Here is a 23496-nt window from a genome sequence, read left to right as displayed (position 1 = left end):
AGGGCCGCCCGGAGCAGCAGGGGTGACACCATGTTCAACCGCCATCTCGGAGCGATCGTTGCGGCGGCCGCGCTTGTCCTGGCGGGGGCCGCCCAGGCCGCCGACATCTCTGGCGCGGGGGCGACCTTCCCGGCGCCCATCTACGCCAAATGGGCGGAGACCTACCGCGCCCAGACCGGCTCGCGACTCAACTACCAGGCCATCGGCTCGGGCGGCGGCATACGCCAGATCACGGCCGGAACGGTCGACTTCGGCGCCACCGACAAGCCGCTCAAGCCGGACGACCTGGCCAGCGCGGGCTTCTCGATGTTCCCCACGGTGATCGGCGGCGTGGTCCCGGTGGTCAACATCCCCGGCGTCCGCTCCGGACAGCTGAAGCTCACCGGCGCCCTGACCGCCGACATCTTCAGGGGCGTGGTGAAGCGCTGGAACGATCCGCTGATCGCCAGGTACAATCCCGGCCTCACGCTCCCGAACCTCCCCATCACCGTGGTCCACCGGTCCGACGGGTCGGGCACGACCTTCCTGTTCACCTCGTACCTGGCGATGAAGGCCCCGCGCTGGGCGAGCGAGGTCGGCGCCAACGACGCCGTGAAGTGGCCCACGGGCCTGGGCGGGAAGGGCAATGACGGCGTCGCCGCCTACGTGAAGCAGACGCCGGGCTCGATCGGCTACGTCGAATACGCCTTCGCCAAGCAGAACGGTCTCACCACGACGCTCCTGCAGAACAAGGCGGGCGAGTACGTGCCCCCGGCGGCCGCGAACTTCAGCGCCGCGGCGGCCAACGCCAACTGGAAGGCGGCTCCGGGCTTCTACCTCCTGCTGCTCGACCAGCCCGGCGCCGGCGCCTGGCCGATCACCGGCGCGACGTTCATCCTGGTGAAGACCCGGCAGGAGGACGCGGCCAAGGGGCGCGAGGTGCTGGCCTTCTTCGACTGGGCGTACCGCAACGGCGACGCCGCGGCCGTGCAGCTCGACTACCTGCCGATGCCCGCCGCGGTGAAGGACATGGTCCGCAGGTCGTGGTCCCGGATCGTCGGGCCGGACGGCCGCCCGGTCCTCCGCTAGAGCGCCCGGTCGGCGAGGCGCGCGAGCAGGTAGAAGCCCGCGGCGATCACGCCCGAGGCGGGCAGGGTGATGACCCAGGCCCAGACGATCCGGCTCGCGACGCCCCAGCGCACCGCCGACATCCGGCGCGACGCCCCGACGCCGACGATGGCGCCGGTGATCGTGTGGGTGGTCGAGATCGGCACGCCGATGTGCGTGGCCAGGAAGATGGTGATCGCGCCGCCGGTCTCGGCGCAGAACCCCTGCTGCGGCGACAGGCGGGTGATCTTTGAACCCATGGTGTGCACGATCCGCCAGCCACCGAAGAGCGTGCCGAGTCCCAGCGCCGCCTGGCAGCTGATCACCACCCAGAACGGCACGTGGAACTCCGCCCCGAGATGGCCGTGGCTGAACAGCAGGACCGCGATGATGCCCATCGTCTTCTGGGCGTCGTTGCCCCCGTGGCCCAGCGAGAACATCGCGGCCGAAACGAGCTGGAGCTTGCGGAAGGTCGCGTCCGCGAACGACGGCGTCGCCTTCACGAAGAGCCAGGTGACGATGAAGACGAGCACGAGGGCCAGCCCGAAGCCCAGTGAAGGCGAGACGACGATACCGGCCATCGTCTTCAGCACGCCGGACCACACCACGCCGTCCAGGCCCGCCTTGGTGACCCCCGCGCCGAGCAGTCCGCCGATCAGCGCATGGGACGATGACGACGGGATCCCCGCCAGCCAGGTGATCACGTTCCAGCTGATCGCGCCGCCGAGGGCCCCGAAGATCACGGCGTCCGAGACGATGTCGGCCGAGATGATGCCTTTGCCGACCGTGTTGGCCACGTGGAGGCCGAAGAACAGGAAGGCGATGAAGTTGAAGAACGCCGCCCAGGCCACCGCCACGCGCGGCGAGAGCACGCGGGTCGACACGACCGTCGCGATCGAGTTGGCGGCGTCGTGCAGGCCGTTCAGGAAATCGAACGCCAGGGCCACGCCGATCAGGAAGATGACGAGCAGGCTGGCTCCGCCGAGGTCCATGGCGAGGCTCAGAGATGTTCGATCAGCACGCCGCTGATCCGATTGGCCACGTCCTCGAACCGGTCCACCACCTTCTCGAGGTGGTCGTAAATTTCCGCGCCGACGATGTAGGCCATCGGGTCGGTCCGGCCGATCGTCTTGTAGAGCGCGGCGACACCTGCGTCGTAGAGGTGGTCGCTCTCCTCCTCGAGCCGCCGGACCTGCTCGGTGATCTCGTTCAGCCGCCCGGCGTTCGCACGCATGGTGCGCAGCAGCGGCACCGCCTCGGCGGTCAGGAGCGCCGTCCTCTCGATCAGCTCGCCGAGCTGCAGCATGTGCGGCTGGAACGTGGTCTGCTCGAACAGGCTGGTGGCCTTGGCCGTCTTGTGCATCTGGTCGATGGCGTCGTCCATCGAGGAGATCAGGTCGATGATGTCGGCCCGGTCGAACGGCGTGATGAAGGTCCGCCGGACCATCAGCATCACCTCGCGCGCGACGTCGTCGGCGGCGTCCTCGTGGGCGGCCACGGCCGCGCAATGGGTCGGGGTCTCCGGGCCGCCCTCGAGGAGCTTGCGAAGCGAGCTCGCGCCGGCCGTCAGCTTGGCGGCGTGGCTCTCGAACAGGTCGAAGAACCGGCCCTCCTTGGGCATGAGCGCCTGGAACCAGTTCACGGAGGACCTCTATCGCTGTGCGGGGACGAACGGCGGCTCCATAACCTGATCCGCCGGGGCCGTCATTGAACTGTCGCAAAAGCTTCGCCGAAGTGTCATGTGCGCCGCGTAGAGCGGTCCCCACAACACCCTCGGTGGGAGAATCCACGTGATCCGCAAGATCGTTCTGGGCCTGGCCGCCTGCCTGGCCCTGGCCGCGTGTGGGCAGTCCGACAAGGCCGGCGCGCCGGCCGCCGGCGCGCAGATCGCCGGCGCGGGCGCCACCTTCCCGGCGCCGCTCTATGCGAAGTGGGCCGAGCAGCAGCGCGCGGAGACCGGCCTGACGCTGAACTACCAGGCCATCGGTTCCGGCGGCGGCATCAAGCAGATCAAGGCCAAGACCGTGGCCTTCGGGGCGAGCGACAAGCCGCTGAAGCCCGAGGAACTGGCCGAGGCGGGCCTGGTGCAGTTCCCCACGGTGATCGGCGGCGTCGTGCCGATCGTGAATCTGCCGGGCGTGCAGAACGGGCAGCTGAAGCTCACCGGCCCGCTGCTGGCGGACATCTACCTCGGCAAGGTCGCCAGATGGACGGATCCGGCGATCGCCGCCGTGAACCCGGGCCTCAAGCTGCCGAACCTGCCGATCACCGTCGTGCACCGGTCCGACGGCTCGGGCACCAGCTTCCTCTTCACCAGCTACCTCACCGCGGCCGCGCCCCAGTGGGCGACGGTCGGGGCCAACGACGCCATCGCCTGGCCGACGGGGCAGGGCGGCAAGGGCAATGACGGGGTCGCCGGATACGTGAAGCAGACCCCGGGCGCGATCGGCTACGTCGAATACGCCTTCGCCAAGCAGAACGGCATGCCCACGGCCAGCCTGCAGAACGCCGCCGGCCAGTTCGTGGCGCCGACCGCCGAGAGCTTCGCGGCGGCCGCTGCCGGCGCGGACTGGAGCAAGGCCCCGGGCTTCTACCTCCTGCTGATCAACCAGCCGGGGCAGGGCACCTGGCCGATCACGGGCGCCACCTTCGTCCTGATGCACAAGGCGCAGGCCGACGCGGCGACGGGCAAGTCGGTCCTCAGCTTCGTCGACTGGGCCTACAGCAAGGGTGACGCATCGGCGAACGAACTGGCCTATGTGCCCCTTCCGGCCGAGCTGAAGCAGCGCGTGCGGCAGAGCTGGGCCGAGATCCTCGGCCCCGACGGCAAGCCGGTCTTCACGCCCGCCGCCCAATGACTCTCGCCGCGGAGACCTCCGCCGCGGCCACGCCGCGGCGGCGATCGGCCAAGGGCGCCGGCTTCGATCGCGCCTTCGAGATCCTCTGCTTCACCGCGGCGACCTTCCTGCTGACCGCGCTCGGCGGCCTCGTGGTGTCGCTGGCCATCGGCGGCTGGCCGGCGTTCGAGGCCTTCGGCCTGCGGTTCTTCACGACCGCCACCTGGGACCCGGTGCGCGACGTCTACGGCGCCGCCGGTGCGGTGACCGGCACCCTCGTGACGTCCGCCATCGCACTGCTGATCGCGCTGCCGCTCGCCCTGGGGATCGCCATCTTCCTGGTGGAGCTCTGCCCGCCGGTCCTGCGGCGGCCGATCGGCACGGCGGTCGAGCTGCTCGCCGGGATCCCCTCGATCGTCTACGGCATGTGGGGTCTCTTCGTGTTCGCCCCCTGGTTCGCCAAGCACGTCCAGATGCCGATCATGATGTCGGCCGAGCCGGGCAGCTTCTGGGAGAAGCTGACCACGGGCGTGCCCAACGGCGCGGGCATCCTGACCGCGTCGATCATCCTGGCGATCATGATCCTGCCGTTCATCGCCGCCACCTTGCGCGAACTCATGCTCACGATCCCGGCGCAGGTGCGCGAAAGCGCCTACGGCCTGGGCTCGACGACGTTCGAGGTGATCCGGAAGGTGAGCCTGCCCTACATCCGCACCGGCGCCATCGGCGCGGTGATGCTGGGCCTGGGCCGCGCGCTCGGCGAGACCATGGCCGTGACCTTCATCATCGGGAACGCGCACGGCTTCCCGACGTCGATCTTCGCATCGGGCTCGACGATCGCCTCGACCATCGCGAACGAGTTCGCCGAAGCGCCTCCAGGCCTGCATTCGGCCTCGCTGATCGCGCTGGGCTTCGTCCTCTTCGTCATCACCTTCGCGGTCCTGGCCCTGGCCCGGATCCTCATCGGCCGGCAGGCGAACCTGTGAGCACGACCGCTACGCCCCGTCTGTCGCGCCGCCTGGCCCAGGGCGCGTTCCTGGTCTTCTGTTGGGTCGCGACGGTCGTCGCGCTCGTCGCGCTGGCGGCGATCCTGTGGTCCCTGCTGAGCCAGGGCCTGAGCGGCTTCATCGATCCCGACAGCGGCGGCCTGGACCTCGACCTGTTCACCAAGTCCACACCGGCGCCGGGTTCGGAGGGCGGACTGCTGAACGCCATCCTGGGCTCGCTCATGATGTGCGCCGTCGCCATGGTCGGCGCCGTCGTCATCGGCTTCCTCGCGGGAACGTGGCTGTCCGAGTACGCCCGCGACAGCCTCTACGGGAAGGTGATCCGCTTCCTGAATGACGTGCTGCTGTCCGCGCCGTCGATCCTGGTCGGCCTCTTCATCTACGAGATCCTGGTCTTCCCGTTCAAAGGCTTCTCCGGCCTCGCCGGCGCGGCCGCCCTCGGGCTGATCGCGGCCCCGGTCATCACGCGCACGACCGAGGACGTGCTTCGCCTGCAGCCGAAGGCGCTGCGGGAAGCGAGCGTGGCGCTCGGCGCGCCCGTGTGGCGCACGATCTTCGCGGTGATCTGGAAGTCGGCGCGCGCCGGGATGCTGACGGGGGCGCTGCTGGCCTTCGCCCGGATCTCGGGCGAGACCGCGCCGCTGCTCTTCACCGCGCTCAACAACCAGTTCCTCAGCCTGGACCTCACCAAGCCCACGGCCAACCTCCCGGTCGTGATCTTCAACTTCGCGCTCTCGGCCTATGACGACTGGCGCCGCCTGGCCTGGGCCGGGGCGCTGCTCATCGCTGCGACGGTGCTGTCGGTGACCGTGATCGCGCGTATCCTCGCCCGGGAAAAGACCCGCTCATGAACACGCAGATCGAAGCCCCGCCCGAGACCGCGGTCCTGCAGCTTCCGCCCGAGACGGTGAAGCTGACGGTGCAGAACCTCGACTTCTACTACGGCTCGAAGCAGGCCCTGTTCGACGTCACGGTCTCGTTCGCCGAGAAGGCCGTCACCGCGCTCATCGGACCCTCGGGCTGCGGCAAGTCCACCCTGCTGCGCGTGCTGAACCGCATGTACAGCCTCTATCCAGGCCAGAAGGCTGCTGGCCAGGTGCTCCTGGACGGCGAGGATGTCCTGTCGTCGCGCGTCGACGTGGCGACCCTCCGCGCCCGGGTGGGCATGGTGTTCCAGAAGCCGACGCCGTTCCCGATGTCGATCTACGAGAACGTGGCCTACGGCGTGCGCCTCTACGAGAGGCTCTCCCGGGCGGACATGGACGCGCGCGTCGAGGACAGCCTTCGCCGTGCGGCCCTCTGGGAGGAGGTGAAGGACAAGCTGAAAGAGAGCGGCCTGTCGCTCTCTGGCGGCCAGCAGCAGCGGCTGTGCGTGGCCCGCGGCATCGCCGTCCGCCCCGAGGTGCTGCTTCTCGACGAGCCCGCCTCGGCGCTCGACCCGATCTCCACGGCCAAGCTCGAGGAGACCATCGCCGAGCTGAAGCGCGACTACACGATCGTGATCGTCACCCACAACATGGGCCAGGCCGCCCGCCTCTCGGACCACACCGGCTTCATGTACCTGGGCAAGCTGGTCGAGTTCGGCGAGACGGAGCAGGTCTTCACCAACCCGGTCACGGCCCGCTGCCGCGACTACATCACCGGCCGGTTCGGCTAGGAGGCCCCCGATGGAGCACACCCTCAGAGCCGTCGACTCCGACCTGGGCGCCATGACCCACGGCATCGCCGCCATGGGCGACCTCGCGGTCAGCCAGGTGCGGGCCGCGCTCGACGTCTTCGTGCGCCGGGATCTCGACCTCGCGGGGAAGGTCGTCCGGGGCGACGACGCGCTGGACATCCAGGACGCCGAGATCGAGAAGCGGGCGATCCGCTTCATCGCGTTGCGCCAGCCCATGGCCGACGACCTGCGCCGGCCGATCGCGGCGATGAAGATCGCCATGCAGCTCGAACGCGTCGGGGACCTCGGGAAGAACATCGCCAAGCGCGTGCTGCGGATGGAAGCCTCGCCGCCTCCGGGTCTCGTGGCCTCCATCGTCGGACTGGGCGAGCTCTCGGCGGAGCGCCTGGCCGCCGTGGTGGACGCTTTCCGGGCCGGCGACGCCCAGGGCGCCTACTCCGTCTGGCTCAAGGACACCGACATCGACGAGCGGCACGAGCGGGTGCTCGCGGACCTGATTCAGGGCATGAGCGCCGGAGGTCAGAGCGCGGGCGACTGGGCGCACCTCCTGTTCATCGCCAAGAACCTCGAGCGCATCGGCGACCACGCCACCAACATCGCCGAGCTGGTGCACTACCAGATCACGGGCCGCGAACTGGAAGACCGTCCCAAGCTCTGAGCGCCTCTCGCGCGGGCCGGCGGCGGTCGCTATCTTCGTACGGCTGCGGCGGGCTACGACGGCCCACCGGCGCGCCCATCCCGGGCCCCGTTCAGGACGGCGGGTCAGAGCGTCGTCGCAAGAGCGCTCTCCCGCCGCAGCGCCCCTCGGCTACTGCTGCTGCTGCTGCATCTGGTGCAGCCGTTGCTGGTGCTCGCGCGCGGCGCCGCTGATCGCCTGGCGGTGAGCGGCGCCGCCGCGCATCGGGCGGGTCACACGCAGGAATTCGGGTTCGGCGAGGGCCGCGCGCGCCTTGCTGACGCGGACGCCGACCGCCAGCGAACTCTCGGACTGGCCCTTGTAGACCCCGCGCGAGGGCGGCACGTCCGAATAGTCCCGGCCGATGGCGCAGGCGATGTGCCGTTCGGTGACCTCGGAGTTGTTGGTGGGATCGAAGCCGACCCAGCGCAGGCTGGGCAGGAACGCCTCGACCCAGGCATGCGTGGCATCGGGGTCCGAACGGTCGCCGTGCTTGCGGTCCGTGAAGAGGTAGCCGGACACGTAGCGCGCCGGGACGCCCCAGGAGCGCAGGATGGCGAGCATCACGTGCACGAAGTCCTGGCAGACCCCTTTGCGCGCCTTCAGCACGTCGTCGATGGGGCTGTCGGCCCGCGTGACGCCGGCCTCGTAGGCGAAGCTTTCGTAGATCGTGCTGTTGAGCGCCCGAAGCGCCGTCAGCGGATCCTTCCGGCGGAGCGCCGCGATGTCGTGGTCGTTCTCGTAGACCCGCAGGGCGTCGGTCTCCCGGGCGAAGCCGTGCGGGTTCAGGAAGTCGAAGTTCTCGCCGCGCAGGAACTCGGAGCGCAGACGATCCCACTCGCCCATGTCCAGGCTGTCGGGCAGGGGCGCCGGCGGCTGCGTCTCCACGGCGGAGCGAGCGGTGATCGTCAGCAGGTCGTGGGGTTGCGGGACGTCGAAATGGTAGACGGCGTTGCCGAAGCTGTCGGCGTAGCTGAACACCTGGGTCGGCGGATCGATCTCCAGATCGAACCGGACCAGACGCTGGCGCGCCGACTGCTGGGGCTGCATCCAGACTTCCATGACGCTCTCGCGGACGGGCGAGGCGTAGCGGTACTGGGTGATGTGGCGGGTCTCGAGGAGCAGGGGACTTCTCCTTACGCCGGAAGCCGGTCTTCGAGCGGGTAGGCGACGAAGGCGTCGTAGAGGCTGCGGTGGATGGCCGAGCACTCGTCCAGGACGGTCTTCAGGAAGGCGCTGGCGCCCTCGTTCTCCAGGTCGCTCATGTCCGCGTACTGCAGCCGTGCCCGCAGGCGGCCCGCCAGGCGGTCGGGGCCGACGCGGCCGGCGAGCCCCGCGTGGCGGATGATGGCCGACAGGTGCTGCTCGATCTGGTCCGTGCAGAAGCGGATCGACCGCGGGAAATCCTCGTCGAGCGTGAGGAACTGCAGGATGAAGCGGGGCTGGATCTCGGCCGTGTAGACCCGCAGGTAGGGCTCCAGGGCGCAGCCCATGCGCAGGACGTTGGTGAGCGCGAAATGGTCCGAGATCGGGCGGCGCCGGCGATCCTCGCCGAACACCACCTCGAGCAGGGCGCCGATCAGCTGGGCGCGCTCCAGGTAGACGCCCAGCAGCAGGAAGCTCCAGCCCTCGCCGTGGCTCATGGTGGCGTCGCCGGCGCCCTTGAACAGGTGCAGGTCCGCGATGGTGTCGTGCAGGAACTGCTGCGAGCCCTCGGCGAACGAGTGGGCGGCCTCGGCGTCGTTCATGCGCAGGTAGATGAGGTTGAGCCGCTCCCACGTCTCGGTGGTGATCTGGTCCCGCACCTGGCGGGCGTTCTCCCGGGCCCGCGCGACGGATGAGTAGATCGATCCGGTGTCCTCGCGATCCAGCGCCAGGGCCAGCGCCGCGTCATAGGGGTTCTTCGCCTTCGCCGCGTCGGGGTCGCCCACGGCGGCGAGGGCGATGCGCGCCACCTGGGTCGCCGCCTCGGAGCGGTCGAGCGTCGCGTTGAGCATCACGTCGGAGAGCCGGCACATGTGCTCGGCGCGCTCCACGTACCGGCCGATCCAGTAGAGGCTGTCCGCCACCCGCGCGAGCATCATGGGCTTAGCGCTCCCCGCGGGGCTCGGACAGGACCCAGGTGTCCTTCGAGCCGCCGCCCTGGCTGGAGTTGACCACAAGCGAGCCCTTCTTGAGCGCCACGCGGGTGAGAGCCCCCGGCGTCACCACGATCTTCTCGCCGGACAGGATGAACGGGCGCAGGTCCACGTGCCGCGGCTCCACGGCGTGGTCGACCAGGCAGGGGGCGGTGGAGAGCTGGATCGTGGGCTGGGCGATGTAGTTGTTCGGGTCCGCCCGCAGAGCCTCGGCGAAGGCGTCCTGCTGCGCCTTGGTGGAGTGCGGCCCGACCAGCATGCCGTATCCGCCCGACGCGCCCACCGCCTTGACGACGAACTTGTCGAGGTTCGCGAGCACGTGGCTGAGCTGCGACGGCTCGCGGCAGAGGAAGGTCTCGATGTTCGGCAGGATCGCGTCCTCGCCGAGGTAGTATTTGATGATCTCCGGGACGTAGGCGTACACCGCCTTGTCGTCGGCCACGCCGGTGCCGGGCGCGTTGCAGATCACCACGTTCCCCGCACGATAGGCGTTGAACAGCCCCGCCGCGCCGAGGCTGGAGTCGCGCCGGAAGGTGAGGGGGTCGATGAAGTCGTCGTCCACGCGGCGGTAGATCACGTCGATCCGGCGCAGCCCGGTGGTGGTCCGCATGTAGACCATGTTGTCATGGACCACGAGGTCGCGGCCCTCGACCAGCGGCGCCCCCATCAGCCGGGCGAGGTAGGCGTGCTCGTAGTAGGCCGAGTTGTAGACGCCGGGCGTCAGCACCACGACCTGGGGGTCCGGCCGCCAGTCGGACGCCATGCTCTTGAGGGTCGCCAGCAGCAGGTCGGGATAGCGGTCGATCGAGCGGACGCCGGCGCCGCGGAACGTGCCGGGAAACACCCGCTTCGACGCCTCGCGGTTCGCGAGCATGTACGAGACGCCGGACGGAACCCGCAGGTTGTCCTCCAGCACCGCGAACTCGCCCGACGGCTGGCGGATGAGGTCCGAACCGCAGACGTTCGCGTACGCCTTGTGGGGGACGTACAGGTTCTGCATCTCGCGCCGGTAGCTGGGCGCCTGCAGGACGAGTTCTCGCGGCACGACCCCGTCCATGAGGATCTGCTGCTCGGAATAGATGTCGGCCAGGAACATGTTCAGCGCCTGCAGGCGCTGGGTGAGGCCCTTCTCGATCTTCGCCCATTCGGCGGCCGGAATGATCCGGGGCAGGATGTCGGTGGGGATGATCCGTTCCGTGGAGCTCTCGGCGCCGTAGACGGTGAAGGTGATGCCCTGGAGCAGGAAGAACCGCTCCTGGGTCTTCTGGCGTTCGGCGAGTTCGTCGGGCGAGAGCGTCGACAGGCGCGCCGACAGCGCCGCGTAGTGCGGCCGCACCTCGCCGCGCGGGGTCAGCATCTCGTCATAGGGGCTCGCCGGTAGCTCTGTGGCCGCTTCCGCCTCGTCGCGCCTGACGCTCACGATCGATTCCACCCCGCCGCCGACCTTCCGTTCCTGATCTGTAGGACGCTTACGGCCCGCTCGGAAGCCGCGAGGGCAAAATCGTCAGGACGCGCCGCCCGGGCGTGCGACTGCCCAGGATTTGGGCGCCCGCTCCAGGAGGCGGGTGACAGGCCCGAACCGCGCCGCTACACCCGCGGACGGGGCGAGACACGAGGACTGGTTTTGGGTCGACTGCTCACCGCCGTCGCCGCCACGGCGGTGATCTGCGCACCCTCCGCGCCTGCCCATGCCGAGCCTCGCGCGCAGGTCGAAGGCGACCTTGAGCCCAACCTCCGCGCGGCCGTCCGGCAGGCGATCGGGGATGCCGACCGCCCCATCGAGAACCGTTTCGAGGCGCGCCGCCGCGCGCGGACGGCGGCCGAGGACGCCATCGCCGTGCTGCGGTCGGAAGGCTACTACGCCTACAGCGTCGAGCCCGACGTGACCGAAGCCGAGCCGCCGCACCCGGTGGTGAGGATCGACCCCGGCCCGCGCTTCGCCATCGGGTCCGCGGACATCGCCTGGCAGGGGACTCCGCCCGAGGCCGAGGTCCAGGCGGAGGCGCGCGCGGTGATCGGCTTCGAGCATCCCGGCATCCCGGCGCGAGCGATCGACGTGATCGCCGCCGAGGGCCGGATCCTGGCCGCGGTGCAGCAGCGCGGGTACGCCGACGCCCAGGCCGAGCCGCGCGAAGTGATCGTCGACCATGCCGACCACACCATGCGGCCCACGTACCGGATCGCCTCCGGCCCGCTCGTTCGCCTCGACGGGCTCGACATCGCCCAGGCGGGACGCACCAACCCCGACTGGCTGCGGCGGCTTGCGCCCTGGAACGCCGGCGAACCCTACGATCCCGACGACGTCGCCGAACTGGAGCGACGGTTGCTGGACGCCGGCGTCTACGACTCGGTGACCGTCGCGCTGGCGCCCCCGGACAAGACGTCGGCGGCAGGCCTGCGGCCGGTGGTCGTGAGCCTGGCCGAGCGGAAGCCGCGGACGATCGAGGCGGGCGCCAGCTACGCCACCTCGGACGGGATCGGCGTGAACGCGCGCTGGACGCATTACAACCGCCTCCGCCGGGCGGACACGCTGTCGCTGTTCGGCCAGGTCTCCGATCGGGATTCCAGGGTCGAGGCGGATCTCGCCCTCCCGCACTGGCGCAGGCCGCAGCAGACGCTGCGGATGGGCGCGTCGGTCTATCGCCTCGAGACCGACGCCTACAACGAGGACGGCCTGGGTCTCCGCGCCGATGTCACGCGGCGCTACGGCCGGACGTCGTATGTCACGGCAGGGGTCTCCCTCGACGCCACGAAGTCGGACGAGAAGACCGCCGGAACCCTCAGCAACGTGGGTCGCCGGCTGGTGACGGCGGCGCTGCTCGGCGACGTCCTGCTGGACCGTTCCAACGACCCCCTGGATCCGACCTCCGGCTGGCGGCTGTCGGCGCGCCTCGAGCCGACGCTCATCGTGGGCGACACCAACCTGCCTTACCTGCGCGCGGTGGCGCAGGGAGCCTACTACCTGCCGCTCGACAAGGAGGCGGACACCGTCGTGGCCGCGCGCCTGCGCCTTGGCCGCATCGTCAACGGAACGGTGGACCAGATCCCGGCCTCTCAGCGCTTCTATGCCGGCGGCGGCGGGTCCGTGCGCGGCTTCCCGTACCAGGCGGTCGGACCGCGGCTCGCCGACAACACGCCCCGCGGCGGCGTCTTCCTCTTCGAGTCCTCCCTGGAAGTGCGCCGCGACCTGACCGAGCGCTGGGGCGTGGCGCTCTTCGTCGACGCCGGCGCGGTCGGCTCGTCCAACGTCGTCGACCTCGGCGACGCCGCCGTCGGCGCCGGCATCGGCGTCCGCTACAACCTCGGCTTCGCGCCGATCCGGGTGGACCTGGCCACGCCGGTGGCCCGCCGTCGCGGCGAGGCGCCGTTCCAGATCTACCTCTCGATCGGACAGAGCTTTTGAGCGGCGCAGACGACACGCCTGCGACGGCCCCCGCGCCCCGGCGGCGCCTTCCGCTCCGCAGGACGGTGCTGCTGGCGGCGCTCGCGCTGCTGGCGGTCCTGGCGGCGGTCGTGGCGTCGACACGGTACGGGGTCCTGCTGCCCCAGGTCCGCCACCTCATCGAGGCGAGGACCGATGGCCTCAAGATCGGACGCCTGGGCCGGCTGAAGGTCGAAGGACTCTCCGGCGACATATGGCGTGATGTCCGCGCCCGGCGCGTCACGATCCGGGACGAGAAGGGGGTCTGGCTCGAGGCCAGGGACGTCCACGTCACGTGGCGCTATCTCGAACTCTTCCGGCGGCGCTTCGATGCGGACCTGATCGAGGCGGCCTCCGTCCGGGTGATCCGCAGGCCGACGCTCACGCCCAAGGGCAAGGACCGCGGTCTCCCCGTCTCCTTCGACATCGACAAGGCCACGACGCGGCTCATCCTGGAGCCGGGCTTCAGCTACGAGCGCGGCGTCTACGACGTTGTGCTCGGCCTCGACATCGAAAGGCTCGGCGGACGGCGGGCGACGCTTGCGGCCGAAAGCGTCCTGCACCCCGGGGACCATCTCGATCTGGACCTGGCCCTCGGCGGGACGGGGCCGCTCCGGGTCGTGGCGCAGGCGAGGGAGGCGAGGGGCGGCGCCATCGCAGGCGCGCTGGGGCTCCCTCCCGACGTCCCGTTCCGCCTCGACGTCCGCGCAGGGGGCACTTTGTCGAAGGGCGAGTTCACGGCGACGGCCACGTCTGGCGCGCGAGCCCCGCTCGTGGCGCGCGGCGCATGGACTCCGGCCGGAGGGCAGGCCGGCGGACGGCTGCAGCTCGGCGCTTCGGAGCTGACCCGCGGCCTGGCTCAGCGGCTGGGCGAGGAGGTTCGCTTCGGCCTGGCCGGAAGTCGCACGGCGCCCGGGGTCTTCGCCCTCGATCTCAAGCTGAGGTCCGAGGGCCTGCAGGTGCACGCCTGGGGGCCGGGCGACCTGGGCAAGCGGCGTCTCAGCCGCGTCCGGCTGGAGGCCGATGCGCCGTCGCTCTCGCGCCTCGTCCCAGGACCAGAGGCCGGACCCGCGCGTATCGCGGGCGTTCTCGACATGAGCGGCGCTGACTGGGCGTTCGAGGGCTCAGCGGCGGCCGACGACGTCGCCTTGGGGGGCTACGGCCTTGCGCGGGTGTCGGGGCCGGTGGCGTTGAGCCGCCGCCGGGGGGCCTACGACCTGGAGGCTGGGCTGACCGGCGCCGGCGGCCGCGGACAGGGCTTCGTCGCCACCTTCCTGGGCGCGACGCCGTCGGTCCGTCTGGAGGCGGCGCGGCTCGCCAACGGCCAGCAGATGTTGCGCCGGTTCGACCTATCGGGACGCGGCCTGAAGGTGCGCGCCAGCGGCGGACGCAGCCTCCTGGGCGCGCTCACCCTGGAGGGCGAGGCGGACGTGTCGAACCTGAGCGAGGCGCGGCTGGGCGCGTCCGGCGGGGCGAAGCTCTCGTGGCGGGCGGCCCAGGCGCGCGCCGAGGCGCCCTGGACCTTCAGGCTGGACGCGAGAGGCCAGGGGTTCGCCGTGGGCCTGGCCGAACTCGATCGCCTGGTCGGGCGAACGCCGCGGGTGCAGCTGGAAGCAGGCTGGCAGGCCGGCCGGCTAAACGTGGCCAGGGCGTCCTTGAGCGGCGCCGCGCTCGAGGCGAACGTCGCGGGCGTCATGGGCGGGGATCGCAGCCTGGCCTTCAAGGCGGACTGGACGGCGACGGGCCCCCTCCGGGCGGGGCCGGTCGAGATCACGGGACGGGTCCGCGGGACCGGCGACGTGACGGGAACGGTGGCGCAGCCGCGTCTCGAACTGGCCGCCAGCGTGCCGCAGCTGGACGTTCCGCGGCTGCCGATGACGGACGCCCGGTTGCTGCTGACGTTCGAGCGGCGGCCGGACGGATCGAGTGGCGCGGTGGCCCTCAATGCCTCCACGGCCTATGGACCGGCCAGCGCCCGCTCGGACTTCCGCTTCCCGCGCGGCGGCGTCGACCTGACGGGCCTGGAGGTGGACGCGGGCGGCGTCAAGGCGGCCGGCTCGCTCAGCCTTCGCCAGTCCAGCCCGTCGGCCGCGGACCTCACGCTGACGATCACCCGGGGGGCGCTGATCGAAGCCGGGCGGATCGCCGGAACGGCCCGCATCACCGGGGCGGCGGGCGCCGCGCGCGCCGACCTCGACCTGCAGGGCGAGAACCTCCGGTGGCGGGGCTCGGACATCACGGTGCGCAGCGCCCGCATCGCGGCCGATGGGCCCCTGGCCCGGCTGCCCTTTGGCCTCGACGCCCGAGGCGCTTCCGGACAGGGGGCGTGGAGCGTCGCCGGCCGTGGCGTGCTGGGAGAGGCGTCGCCCGGCTACACCCTGGCGTTCGACGGCCAGGGCGCGATCGGCGCTCGGACCCTTCGCACCGTCGAGACGGCTGCGTTCCGCTTCGGCGGGCCCGAACGGACCGCACGGGTGCGGCTGGCGGGTCCCGATGGAGGCCGCCTGGATCTCGACGGCGTGTGGCGGGGGGAGCGGGCCAACGTCACCGCCCGCGTCGCCGCGATGGGCCTGGACGTCTTCAACGCCGACTTCGACGGTCGCGTGGACGCGACCCTCGGCCTGCAGGGCCAGGGTGAACGGCTCGATGGCGCGCTCGAAGCGAGGCTCACGGACGCGCGCGGCAAGGGCACGCCGGCCGTCCAGGGCATGGACGGCACGCTCCAGGCCCGCCTGACGGGCGACACCATCACCATGGACGTGGCCACGGCGAACGAGCAGGGGCTGCGCGCCAGCGCCAACCTCGTCCTGCCGGCCGAGGCCGCTGCGGCGCCTTTCCGCGTGGCCATCGCGCGGCAGCGGCCCATGCGCGGCCGCTTCTCTGCCGAGGGCGAAGTGCGGCCCCTGTTCGACATCCTCGTGGGCGGGGACCGGGCCCTGGCCGGTTTCGTTCGGACGGAGGGCACGCTGGCCGGCACGCTGGCCAACCCCCGCGCGACCGGGCAGGTCAGCGTGGAGCGCGGGCGCTTCGACGACGGAGGCACCGGCCTTACGCTGCGTGACGTGGTGGTGCGCGCCGACTTCACCGAGGACTCGGTCAACGTCACGGAGGCGCGGGGCGTCGACGGGCGTGGCGGCCAGGTGAGCGGGCAGGGGCGGGTGAGCCTGGCGCGGGAGGGCGTCTCGAGCTTCCGGCTCGATCTGCGCGGCTTCCGCCTGATCGACAACGACATCGGGACCGCACGGGCCTCAGGGCAGGCCACGATCAACCGCGGCGCGGACGGCCAGGTGAAGCTGGCCGGCGACCTCGTGATCGACGAGGCCGAAATCGCCGCCGAACCGCCCACGCCCTCCGGCGTGGTGGCCATGGACGTGAAGGAGATCAACAGGCCGGCCGACCTCGCCGCATCGCTGCCGCCGCGTGTGCGCCGGGGCGACGGCTGGGCCTTGGACGTCAAGCTGCGGGCCCCGCGACGGGTATTCCTGCGCGGCCGTGGCCTCGACGTCGAGCTCTCCCTGGACGCCCACGTGGGCGGCACGACCGCCAGGGCCGACCTGACCGGCGTGGCGCGGGTGGTCCGCGGGGACTACGACTTCGCCGGCAAGCGCTTCGAGTTCGACGACCGCAGCCTCGTCTACCTGTCGTCGCGCCCGCAGGACATCCGCCTCCAGCTCGACGCGACGCGGGAGGACCCGTCGCTGACCGTCACGGTGCGTATCCGCGGGACGGCGGCCCGACCGGAGATCACCCTGGTGTCCTCGCCGAGCCTGCCGGACGACGAGGTGCTGGCGAAGGTGCTGTTCGAGCGCTCGGCCAGCCAGCTCTCGGGCGTCGAGGCGGCGCAACTGGCCTCGGCGCTGTCCGCGCTCTCGGGGGGCGGGGGCTTCGATGTAATCGGGAACCTGCGCACCTTCGCCGGGCTGGACCGGCTCGCGTTCGGCGGCGACGAGCAGACCGGCGTGACCGTTTCCGGCGGCAAGTACCTGACGGACGACGTCTATCTGGAGCTCACCGGGGGCGGGCGCAGCGGCCCTTCGGCCCAGGTGGAGTGGCGCATCAGCCGGAGCCTCTCGATCCTCTCGCGCCTGGCCCAGCAGACCACGCGCGCCGGGTCCGGCAACCGGATCGCGATCCGGTGGCGCAAGGACTACTGACGCCAGCGGAGGTCAGGCGGCGGTGCGGCCGCCCCGGGCTGCGTACGACTGGTAGCCACGCGTGAAGACACGGTCGCTGGGCGTCACCTCGTCGATCGCGAGGTCCTGCCGCCGCGCGATCGACGCGTAGAGCGCCGCGAAGTCCTGCAGCGTCGCATCCAGCAGCGCCTGCAGCGAGGGGATGACGAAGTAGACCTGCTGGAAGTCGTCGATGCGGTAGGGCGTCCGCATCACGCGCTCGAGGTCGAAAGCCAGGCGGTTGGGGGAAGGGTCGTCGAGAGCGAAGATCGACTCGGCGTGGCTGGAGACGATGCCGGCGCCATAGATCCGAAGGCCCGCAGGCGTCTGCAGCAGGCCGAACTCCACCGTGTACCAGTAGAGCCGGGCGAGATTGTGCAGCCGGCCCAGGTCCAGCGCCCTCAGCCCGCCTTCGCCATAGGCCTGCATGTAGTCGGCGAACGTCGGGTCGGTGAGCATCGGGACATGCCCGAAGACGTCGTGGAAGATGTCCGGTTCCTGCAGGTAATCAAGCTGTTCCGGGCGTCTGATGAACTGGCCGGCCGGGAAGCGCCGATGCGCGAGGTGGTCGAAGAACACCTCGTCCGGAACGAGGCCCGGCACGGCGACGACGCTCCAGCCGGTGAGGCGCTCCAGTTCGGCGTTGATGCGCGAGAAGTCCGGGATGCCCGCCCGATGCAGGTCGAGCGCCTCCAGGCCGTGAAGGAAAGCGTCGCAGGCCCGGCCGGGCAGGAGCGCCGTCTGCCGCTCGTAGAGCCTGATCCAGACCTGGTGCTCGTCGGCGGTGTAGCCCTCCCAGTCCTGGTCGATGGTCCAGTCCGGGCGGGCGCCGGGCGGAGGTTGCAGGACGGGATCCTTCGCGCTCATGCGCGCAGAATGATCCCTCCGCAGCGGAAGTTCCGTTCGGAATGTCCCTGTCTACAGCCCTTGGGCGAGACGTTCGTGCGCCGAAGCGGGCGCGGGGAGAAAATTCGCCTCGAAGACGCCTAGTGGCCGATGCCGGGCCGCAAGGTGTAGTGGCCTTCCTTGAAGGCGTCGAAGATCAGCGAGGCCTGCGGGTGGCCGACCGGCTGGCCGCTGTCGTCCGGCAGCAGGTTCTGCTCGGAGACGTAGGCGACGTAGGCGCTGTCATCGTTCTCGGCCAGCAGGTGGTAGAACGGCTGGTCCTTGTGGGGCCGGATGTGCTCCGGGATCGACAGCCAGTACTCCTCGGTGTTGGAGAAGACCGGGTCGACGTCGAAGATCACGCCGCGGAAGGGATACACGCGGTGGCGGACGACCTGGCCGATGGTGAACTTGGCGAGTCGCGTGCTCATGACCGCGAATCTACATCCCCTATGCTGACCGGAAGGTGAACGTAGTCACGGTAGCGCGTCATTCAACCGTCGTCTTTCGGCTCGCCGCCCCGCTTGCTAAGGTCGCCGCGAAATGAGGCGCGGACCACGGGGAACGCGCCTGCGCAGGACGGGTGAAGTCCATGAACGAGGCGCCGCGGGCGCCCGGGCCCGCGAGTCGAGGCCGGGAAGGGGCTGTGGCCGAGACGCCGTGCTATGCGGCGCTCGACCTCGGCACGAACAACTGCCGTCTTCTCATCGCGACCCCGACGCCGCGAGGCGGCTTCCGCGTGGTCGAGGCCTACTCCCGGATCGTGCGGCTCGGCGAAGGTCTGTCGCAGACGGGCCGCCTTTCGGACGCCGCCATGGAGCGGGCGCTCCAGGCGCTGAAGGTCTCGGGGGAAAAGGTCCGGCGGCGCAAGGTCGCGCGCTTCCGCGCCATCGCCACCCAGGCCTGCCGCATCGCGGTCAACGGCCAGGCGTTCGTGAACCGCGTGGCCAATGAGACGGGCGTGAAGCTGCAGATCATCAGCCCGCAGGAGGAGGCGCGCCTCTCGGTCACCGGGTGCCTGAACCTGCTCGATGCGCGCCACGAGGCGGCCCTGGTGGTCGACGTGGGCGGCGGCTCGACCGAGCTCTCGTGGGTGGACCTGAAGGGCGGACCGCCCGGGCAGGCGCCCCCGATCCGCGCGTGGCTGTCGGTGCCGATCGGCGTCGTCACGCTGGCGGAGCGGTTTCCTGAAGGAGAGGCCGCCACGGAGGCGTGGTTCCGCCAGATGGTCGAGCATGTGAAGGCCGAGATCGCCGCCTTCCGCCGCGCCGACCCGTTGAAGCCGGTGTTCGAGGCGGACCGGGCGCACCTCGTGGGCACGTCGGGCGCCATCACCAGTCTCGCGGGCATGCACCTGCGGCTGCCGCGCTACGATCGCAACCGCGTCGACGGGATCTGGATGAGCCGGGCGGACTGCGATGCGGCGGCTGCGGACCTGCTGGCCCTGAGCGCGGCAGAGCGCGCCGCGCAGCCGTGCATCGGACCCGAGCGGTCCGATCTGGTGCTGGCCGGCGCCGCCATCCTGCAAGCGGTGCAGGAACTCTGGCCCTGCAACCGCGTCCGTGTCGCGGACCGCGGCCTGCGCGAGGGCATCCTGCTGTCCCTGATGTCGGAGCGGGGCCGCCCGCGCCGGCGTCGCCGACGCCGCGGCGGGAGGCGCGCGCCATGACCGAACCTCCGCGCAAGAGGATGGTGAAGCCCCCGACCGGCGGGCTCGAGGGCGGCCGCGGGAAACCCGCGCGGCTCAAGACCGCGAAGGAACGCACGCCCAGCCAGCAGGCCTGGCTCGAGCGGCAGATCAACGATCCCTTCGCCGCCAAGGCCCGGGCGCTGGGCTATCGCAGCCGCGCCGCGTTCAAGATCACCGAGATCGACGATCGCTTCCACCTGTTCCGCAAGGGCGTCAGGGTCGTCGACCTCGGCCTCGCGCCGGGCGGCTGGACGCAGGTGGCGATCGAGCGGGGCGTCACCGACATCGTCGGCGTGGACCTGCTGCCGGTCGATCCGCTGCCGCCCGCCCACATCCTGCAGATGGATTTCACCGACCCCGAGTGCGGACCCCGCCTGATCGCGCTGCTGGGCGGCGCGCCCGACGTGGTCGTGTCCGACATGGCGCCCAACACCATCGGCCATCGAGAGACCGATCACCTGCGGATCGTCGGCCTGATCGAGGCGGCCATGGACTTCGCCGTCGAGGTGCTGAAGCCCGGCGGGGCGTTCGTCGCCAAGGCATTCCAGGGCGGCGGCACGGATCGGCTCATCGCGCAGCTGCGCCGACACTTCCGCGAGGTGCGCAACGTCAAGCCCAAGGCCAGCCGCCAGGACAGCTCCGAGGTCTTCCTCGTCGCCACGGGCTTCCGGGGCCGCTGACGCCGACCTCGGAAGCAGTTCGCTCAGGCTCGTGCCGTCACCAGCCAACAGGCCGCCGTGTAGCGGGCCGCGCCGTCGCGGACGAACGGCCGGAACGCGGCCATGAGCGCCTCGGTCACCTTGGCGCGGGTCGCAGCGTCCGCGTCCTTGAGCGCCGCGCCGGCCGGGCCCAGCCGGGTCGCGTACGCCATCAGGTCTGCCTCGGGGACTTCGCAGGGCATGTCCAGCGGCGCCACCTCGACGTCGCGCCAGCCCGCCGCGTCGAGAATGCGCCGCACCCGTGCGCCGTCCGCAAAACCGAACTGACCCGGCGCGTCCGGCGCCGGCGGCTTCATCGCGGGGAGGAACGGCGCAGCGGCCATCGCCGCCGAGACCATGAAGCCGTTTTCCATCGGGCTCCGCCAAGCCTCGAAGGTGAGGGTCCCGCCTGGCCTCAGGGCGCGGCGGATATTGGCGAAGGCGGCCACCGGATCGTCGAAGAACATCACGCCGAAGCGCGAGATCGCCGCGTCGAACGTTCCCGCCTCGAATGCGTGCGTCTGGGCGTCGGCCTGGATGAAACCGGCGCGGAGGCCCTCGGCATCGGCCCTGGCCCGCGCCACCGCCACCAGCGGCCCCGAAATGTCGACCCCCGTGATCAGGCCGTCCGGACCCAGCCGCCGCGCCATGGCGAGCGTCGTCGCGCCCGCGCCGCAGCCGATGTCGACGACGCGACGTCCCGCGCCGGGGAACGCGGCCTGCGTCAGCGTCGCTTCAAAGGGCGCCAGCATTCGGTCGAGCATGTCCTGCATCTCGGCCCAGGCGCGGCCGCTGGCGTCGTTCCAGGCGTCCGCCTGGCTGCGATTGGGGGTGTCGGTCTTGGTCATCTCGGGAGGTCCTTCGGCTTGCGTCCGGGGAGGGGACGGCGCATCCTGCAAGTTCAAGTGAACTTGAGGTCAAGCTCCCGGATGACGACGCGCGATCTCGACATCGCCCAGGTGGCGCGCCGGTCCGGCGTGCCGGCCTCGACGCTGCGCTTCTACGAGGAGAAGGGACTGATCGCGTCGATCGGCCGCCGGGGCCTGCGACGCCTGTTCGACCCTCAGGTGCTGGAGCGGCTCGCGCTCATCGCGCTGGGCCGGGCGGCTGGGTTCACATTGGACGAGATCGGCGAGATGTTCGCCGGCGACGGCCGTCCGCGGATCGACCGTGCGCGTCTCACGGCCAAGGCCGACGAGCTCGACCTGACGATCCGTCGCCTGGAATTGATGCGCGACGGCCTGCGTCACGCCGCGCACTGTCCCGCGCCCAGCCACGCCGAATGCCCTCATTTCCGCCGCATCGTCCGCCTGGCAGGCGAGGGCCGGCTCGATCCGGCGCCCCGCAGGCCGTTCGTGTCGGAAGCCGTCTAGCGTCCGGTCTCCATCGGCAGGGCGGGGTCGCGGGTCCACTCGGACATCGAGCCGTCGTAGACCGCGACCGACGGATGCCCCAGCCGCGTCAGGGCCAGGGCGTCCATGGTCGCCGAGATGCCGCCGCCGCAGTAGCAGATGGCCCGCTTGCGATCGAACGCGCCCACCGCCTCGAACAGTCTCCGCAGTTCGGCGTCGGGCCGGTAGCGTCCGGCCTCGTCGAGCAGCGCGGCATAGGGGACGTTGACGCTGCCCTTGATGTGGCCTTTCCGACCATAGTTCGTGGCGGATTCGCCGCTGTGGACGCTTGGGGCCAGCGCATTGATCGTGCAGACCCCGCCATCCTCGATGGCCGCGAGGACGTCGGCCTTGTCCGCCCAGGCATTGGGCCGATCCGTGAGGGTGAGCGACGCCTGCGGGTAGCGCCGCGTTCCGGTTTCCGTCGGCCGCCCCTCGGCGATCCAGGCGGCCAGCCCGCCGTCGAGCACGGCGGCGGTCTCGAAGCCGGCCGCCCTGAGCATCCACCACAGCCGCGTCGCCCACATGGGCGAGGTGCTGCTGTAGGCGACCACCCGGTCGCCGCTGCCGACGCCGGCCGCGCCCAGCGCATCGGCGAGCCGGTCGGCGGGGAGGTGCGTGAAGTTGAGCTTCGAGGCGGGGTCCGAAAGGTCGGCGACGAGATCCAGGAACGCGGCGCCCGGGATGTGCGCGGCCTCGTAGTCGGCCCGGCCGCTCTCGATCGTGTACGGGCCGGGCGTGGCCGGCCTCAGGTGCACGGTCGCGTCGAAGATGCGCAGCCCGGGGTCGTCCAGGTTCGCCGCCAACCAGGCCGTCGACACCAGGCCCCGACCGTCCCAATCGTCCATTCGGCATCCTCCCGCGTTGGCCCCAGGCTCCCAAGTCCGCGCCGCCGGCGCAATGGGCGGTTCACGTCGCTGGCGTCGCCAGGGGCGGCGGCGGCATCCGCCTTCCTTCGTCGGCCAGCCAGTCGCGGAAGCGGTGCAGCGCGCGGCCCTGCGCCCCGGGCGCGGCAATGAGCGCGAAAGTCGTGGTCGACCACCGGAAGCCCAGGGGAGCGACCAGCCGCCCCGCCGCCACGTCCTCGGCCACGAAAGGCCACGACACCACGGCCGCCCCCAGTCCCGCGAGCGCGGCGTCCTGGGCGAAGTGGACGTGGGCGAACGGCCGCTCGGGCGCGGGCCTCAACTCGACGCCGGCGTGTTCGGCCCAGACGTGCCAGGCCTCGGGATGCGTCTGGGCGACGAGGCGAGGGGCCTGCAGCGGGTCGTCGCGGTAACGCGCCGCCATGTGCGGGGTCATGACGACGCCCAGGGCGTTGCGCATGAAGGGCGTGACGTTCGGCTCGGAGGCCCGCGCGAGCGGCACGATGCGCACGACCGCCTGGGCGCCGCGGTGGGTCGTGGCGTGCGGCGACAGCTCGGAAAGCTGCAGGCGCAGCCCCGGCTGGGCCTCCTGGAAGCCCGGCAGCCGCGGGATGAGCCACTTCACCGAGAGGGAGGCGTTGACGGCGACGTGCAGGTCCTCGCCGCCCGTGCGGACCCCGCGGACGGCGCCGGCGATCTGGTCGAAGGCCGCGGTGAGCGCGGGCGCCAGCTCGCGGCCGGCCGCCGTCAGCTCCAGCCGGTTCTTCGGCCCGGTGAAGAGGCGAACGCCCAGGGCGGCCTCCAGCGCCTTCACCTGCCGGCTCACCGCCGAATGCGTCACCGACAGTTCGTCCGCCGCCAGCGTCACGCGCCCCGTCCGCGCCACCGCCTCGAAGGCCCGAAGCGCGTTCAGCGACGGAAGGGCGCCGAATGTGAGCTTTTGGAACATCG

General features: G+C 71.1%; 21 protein-coding genes. 11 read left to right on the top strand and 10 right to left on the bottom strand.

Translation table 11 applies throughout. From position 1 onward, the window contains the following. Positions 1-30 precede the first annotated feature (30 nt). Positions 31-1068 (top strand): phosphate ABC transporter substrate-binding protein PstS, encoded by a 1038-nt coding sequence (gene pstS, locus JNK30_RS12875; protein WP_293482677.1) that lies wholly within the window; start codon positions 31-33, stop codon positions 1066-1068. On the opposite strand, the gene JNK30_RS12870 is transcribed toward pstS (JNK30_RS12875), so the two are convergent. Both JNK30_RS12870 and JNK30_RS12865 read right to left on the bottom strand, forming a co-directional pair. Then, positions 1065-2078, bottom strand: a complete 1014-nt coding sequence (locus JNK30_RS12870) for an inorganic phosphate transporter (RefSeq protein ID WP_293482675.1) — start codon at positions 2076-2078, stop codon at positions 1065-1067. The two genes, pstS (JNK30_RS12875) and JNK30_RS12870, sit on opposite strands and share 4 nt — an antisense overlap. An 8-nt stretch (positions 2079-2086) precedes the next feature. Further along, the gene (locus JNK30_RS12865) at positions 2087-2728 is read right to left on the bottom strand and encodes a DUF47 domain-containing protein (protein ID WP_293482673.1); all 642 of its coding nucleotides are present in this window, start codon (positions 2726-2728) and stop codon (positions 2087-2089) included. A gap of 148 nt (positions 2729-2876) precedes the next feature. On the opposite strand from JNK30_RS12865, the gene pstS (JNK30_RS12860) reads away from it, so the two are divergent. Genes pstS (JNK30_RS12860) through phoU form a run of 5 tightly spaced genes read left to right on the top strand, consistent with a single transcriptional unit; the run spans position 2877 to position 7266 of the window. Next, complete coding sequence (gene pstS / locus JNK30_RS12860; protein WP_293482671.1) at positions 2877-3944, top strand: phosphate ABC transporter substrate-binding protein PstS; 1068 nt, start codon at positions 2877-2879, stop codon at positions 3942-3944. Further along, positions 3941-4909 carry a phosphate ABC transporter permease subunit PstC gene (gene pstC / locus JNK30_RS12855; protein WP_293482669.1) on the top strand — a complete coding sequence of 323 codons (969 nt, stop codon included), beginning with the start codon at positions 3941-3943 and terminating at the stop codon, positions 4907-4909. The genes pstS (JNK30_RS12860) and pstC overlap by 4 nt, the downstream gene beginning before the upstream one ends. Further along, on the top strand, positions 4906-5781 hold the full coding sequence (gene pstA / locus JNK30_RS12850) for a phosphate ABC transporter permease PstA (RefSeq protein ID WP_293482667.1): 876 nt from the start codon (positions 4906-4908) through the stop codon (positions 5779-5781). The genes pstC and pstA overlap by 4 nt, the downstream gene beginning before the upstream one ends. Beyond that, positions 5778-6587, top strand: a complete 810-nt coding sequence (gene pstB / locus JNK30_RS12845) for a phosphate ABC transporter ATP-binding protein PstB (RefSeq protein WP_293482665.1) — start codon at positions 5778-5780, stop codon at positions 6585-6587. Before pstA ends, pstB begins: the two co-directional genes overlap by 4 nt. 10 nt (positions 6588-6597) lie before the next feature. After that, positions 6598-7266, top strand: coding sequence for a phosphate signaling complex protein PhoU (phoU, locus tag JNK30_RS12840; protein WP_293482634.1), 669 nt, complete (start codon positions 6598-6600; stop codon positions 7264-7266). 150 nt (positions 7267-7416) lie between these two features. Here phoU and JNK30_RS12835 read toward each other — a convergent pair whose 3' ends face one another. Genes JNK30_RS12835 through JNK30_RS12825 form a run of 3 tightly spaced genes read right to left on the bottom strand, consistent with a single transcriptional unit; the run spans position 7417 to position 10779 of the window. Continuing rightward, positions 7417-8388 carry a transglutaminase family protein gene (locus JNK30_RS12835; RefSeq protein WP_293482729.1) on the bottom strand — a complete coding sequence of 324 codons (972 nt, stop codon included), beginning with the start codon at positions 8386-8388 and terminating at the stop codon, positions 7417-7419. 32 nt (positions 8389-8420) lie between these two features. After that, complete coding sequence (locus JNK30_RS12830; protein ID WP_293482633.1) at positions 8421-9368, bottom strand: alpha-E domain-containing protein; 948 nt, start codon at positions 9366-9368, stop codon at positions 8421-8423. Between the two features lie 4 nt (positions 9369-9372). Further along, positions 9373-10779 carry a circularly permuted type 2 ATP-grasp protein gene (locus JNK30_RS12825; RefSeq protein WP_367118749.1) on the bottom strand — a complete coding sequence of 469 codons (1407 nt, stop codon included), beginning with the start codon at positions 10777-10779 and terminating at the stop codon, positions 9373-9375. Between the two features lie 267 nt (positions 10780-11046). On the opposite strand from JNK30_RS12825, the gene JNK30_RS12820 reads away from it, so the two are divergent. Then, the gene (locus tag JNK30_RS12820) at positions 11047-12825 is read left to right on the top strand and encodes an autotransporter assembly complex family protein (protein WP_367118748.1); all 1779 of its coding nucleotides are present in this window, start codon (positions 11047-11049) and stop codon (positions 12823-12825) included. Further along, complete coding sequence (locus JNK30_RS12815) at positions 12822-16997, top strand: translocation/assembly module TamB domain-containing protein (protein WP_293482632.1); 4176 nt, start codon at positions 12822-12824, stop codon at positions 16995-16997. Before JNK30_RS12820 ends, JNK30_RS12815 begins: the two co-directional genes overlap by 4 nt. A 12-nt stretch (positions 16998-17009) precedes the next feature. Here the strand turns inward: JNK30_RS12815 and phhA are convergent, their stop codons facing one another. Next, a complete protein-coding gene (gene phhA / locus JNK30_RS12810; RefSeq protein WP_293482631.1) occupies positions 17010-17882 on the bottom strand; it encodes a phenylalanine 4-monooxygenase in 873 nt (290 codons plus the stop codon). A gap of 119 nt (positions 17883-18001) precedes the next feature. Next, positions 18002-18331, bottom strand: a complete 330-nt coding sequence (hspQ, locus tag JNK30_RS12805) for a heat shock protein HspQ (RefSeq protein ID WP_293482630.1) — start codon at positions 18329-18331, stop codon at positions 18002-18004. A 161-nt stretch (positions 18332-18492) separates the two neighbouring features. Here hspQ and JNK30_RS12800 point away from each other — a divergent pair, with 161 nt between their 5' ends. Next, a complete protein-coding gene (locus tag JNK30_RS12800) occupies positions 18493-19569 on the top strand; it encodes a Ppx/GppA phosphatase family protein (protein WP_293482629.1) in 1077 nt (358 codons plus the stop codon). Beyond that, positions 19566-20270 carry an RlmE family RNA methyltransferase gene (locus JNK30_RS12795; protein ID WP_293482628.1) on the top strand — a complete coding sequence of 235 codons (705 nt, stop codon included), beginning with the start codon at positions 19566-19568 and terminating at the stop codon, positions 20268-20270. Before JNK30_RS12800 ends, JNK30_RS12795 begins: the two co-directional genes overlap by 4 nt. Positions 20271-20293: 23 nt before the next feature. Here JNK30_RS12795 and JNK30_RS12790 read toward each other — a convergent pair whose 3' ends face one another. Continuing rightward, a complete protein-coding gene (locus JNK30_RS12790; protein WP_293482627.1) occupies positions 20294-21136 on the bottom strand; it encodes a class I SAM-dependent methyltransferase in 843 nt (280 codons plus the stop codon). A gap of 81 nt (positions 21137-21217) precedes the next feature. Here JNK30_RS12790 and JNK30_RS12785 point away from each other — a divergent pair, with 81 nt between their 5' ends. Then, entirely contained in the window at positions 21218-21661 is a 444-nt protein-coding gene (locus tag JNK30_RS12785) for a helix-turn-helix domain-containing protein (protein WP_293482626.1), read from the top strand. On the opposite strand, the gene JNK30_RS12780 is transcribed toward JNK30_RS12785, so the two are convergent. Together JNK30_RS12780 and JNK30_RS12775 are read right to left on the bottom strand one after the other, a co-directional pair. Beyond that, positions 21658-22527, bottom strand: coding sequence for a sulfurtransferase (locus JNK30_RS12780; RefSeq protein WP_293482625.1), 870 nt, complete (start codon positions 22525-22527; stop codon positions 21658-21660). The genes JNK30_RS12785 and JNK30_RS12780 overlap by 4 nt on opposite strands. Before the next feature lie 61 nt (positions 22528-22588). Beyond that, on the bottom strand, positions 22589-23494 hold the full coding sequence (locus JNK30_RS12775) for a LysR family transcriptional regulator (RefSeq protein WP_293482624.1): 906 nt from the start codon (positions 23492-23494) through the stop codon (positions 22589-22591). Positions 23495-23496 lie beyond the last annotated feature (2 nt).

The organism is Phenylobacterium sp. (assembly GCF_016793225.1).
Classification (GTDB): domain Bacteria; phylum Pseudomonadota; class Alphaproteobacteria; order Caulobacterales; family Caulobacteraceae; genus Phenylobacterium.
The sequence above is the reverse complement of the archived record's forward strand: the minus strand, read 5'-3'. Positions and strand labels throughout refer to the sequence as shown.

Coding starts and splice junctions, on each gene's coding strand:
- pstS (WP_293482677.1), top strand. CDS start 31: ATGTTCAACCGCCATCTCGGAGCGATCGTTGCGGCGGCCGCGCTTGTC.
- JNK30_RS12870 (WP_293482675.1), bottom strand. CDS start 2,078: ATGGACCTCGGCGGAGCCAGCCTGCTCGTCATCTTCCTGATCGGCGTG.
- pstC (WP_293482669.1), top strand. CDS start 3,941: ATGACTCTCGCCGCGGAGACCTCCGCCGCGGCCACGCCGCGGCGGCGA.
- pstB (WP_293482665.1), top strand. CDS start 5,778: ATGAACACGCAGATCGAAGCCCCGCCCGAGACCGCGGTCCTGCAGCTT.
- phoU (WP_293482634.1), top strand. CDS start 6,598: ATGGAGCACACCCTCAGAGCCGTCGACTCCGACCTGGGCGCCATGACC.
- JNK30_RS12830 (WP_293482633.1), bottom strand. CDS start 9,368: ATGATGCTCGCGCGGGTGGCGGACAGCCTCTACTGGATCGGCCGGTAC.
- JNK30_RS12825 (WP_367118749.1), bottom strand. CDS start 10,779: ATGCTGACCCCGCGCGGCGAGGTGCGGCCGCACTACGCGGCGCTGTCG.
- phhA (WP_293482631.1), bottom strand. CDS start 17,882: ATGAGCGCGAAGGATCCCGTCCTGCAACCTCCGCCCGGCGCCCGCCCG.
- hspQ (WP_293482630.1), bottom strand. CDS start 18,331: ATGAGCACGCGACTCGCCAAGTTCACCATCGGCCAGGTCGTCCGCCAC.
- JNK30_RS12800 (WP_293482629.1), top strand. CDS start 18,493: ATGAACGAGGCGCCGCGGGCGCCCGGGCCCGCGAGTCGAGGCCGGGAA.
- JNK30_RS12795 (WP_293482628.1), top strand. CDS start 19,566: ATGACCGAACCTCCGCGCAAGAGGATGGTGAAGCCCCCGACCGGCGGG.
- JNK30_RS12790 (WP_293482627.1), bottom strand. CDS start 21,136: ATGACCAAGACCGACACCCCCAATCGCAGCCAGGCGGACGCCTGGAAC.
- JNK30_RS12785 (WP_293482626.1), top strand. CDS start 21,218: ATGACGACGCGCGATCTCGACATCGCCCAGGTGGCGCGCCGGTCCGGC.
- JNK30_RS12780 (WP_293482625.1), bottom strand. CDS start 22,527: ATGGACGATTGGGACGGTCGGGGCCTGGTGTCGACGGCCTGGTTGGCG.
- JNK30_RS12775 (WP_293482624.1), bottom strand. CDS start 23,494: ATGTTCCAAAAGCTCACATTCGGCGCCCTTCCGTCGCTGAACGCGCTT.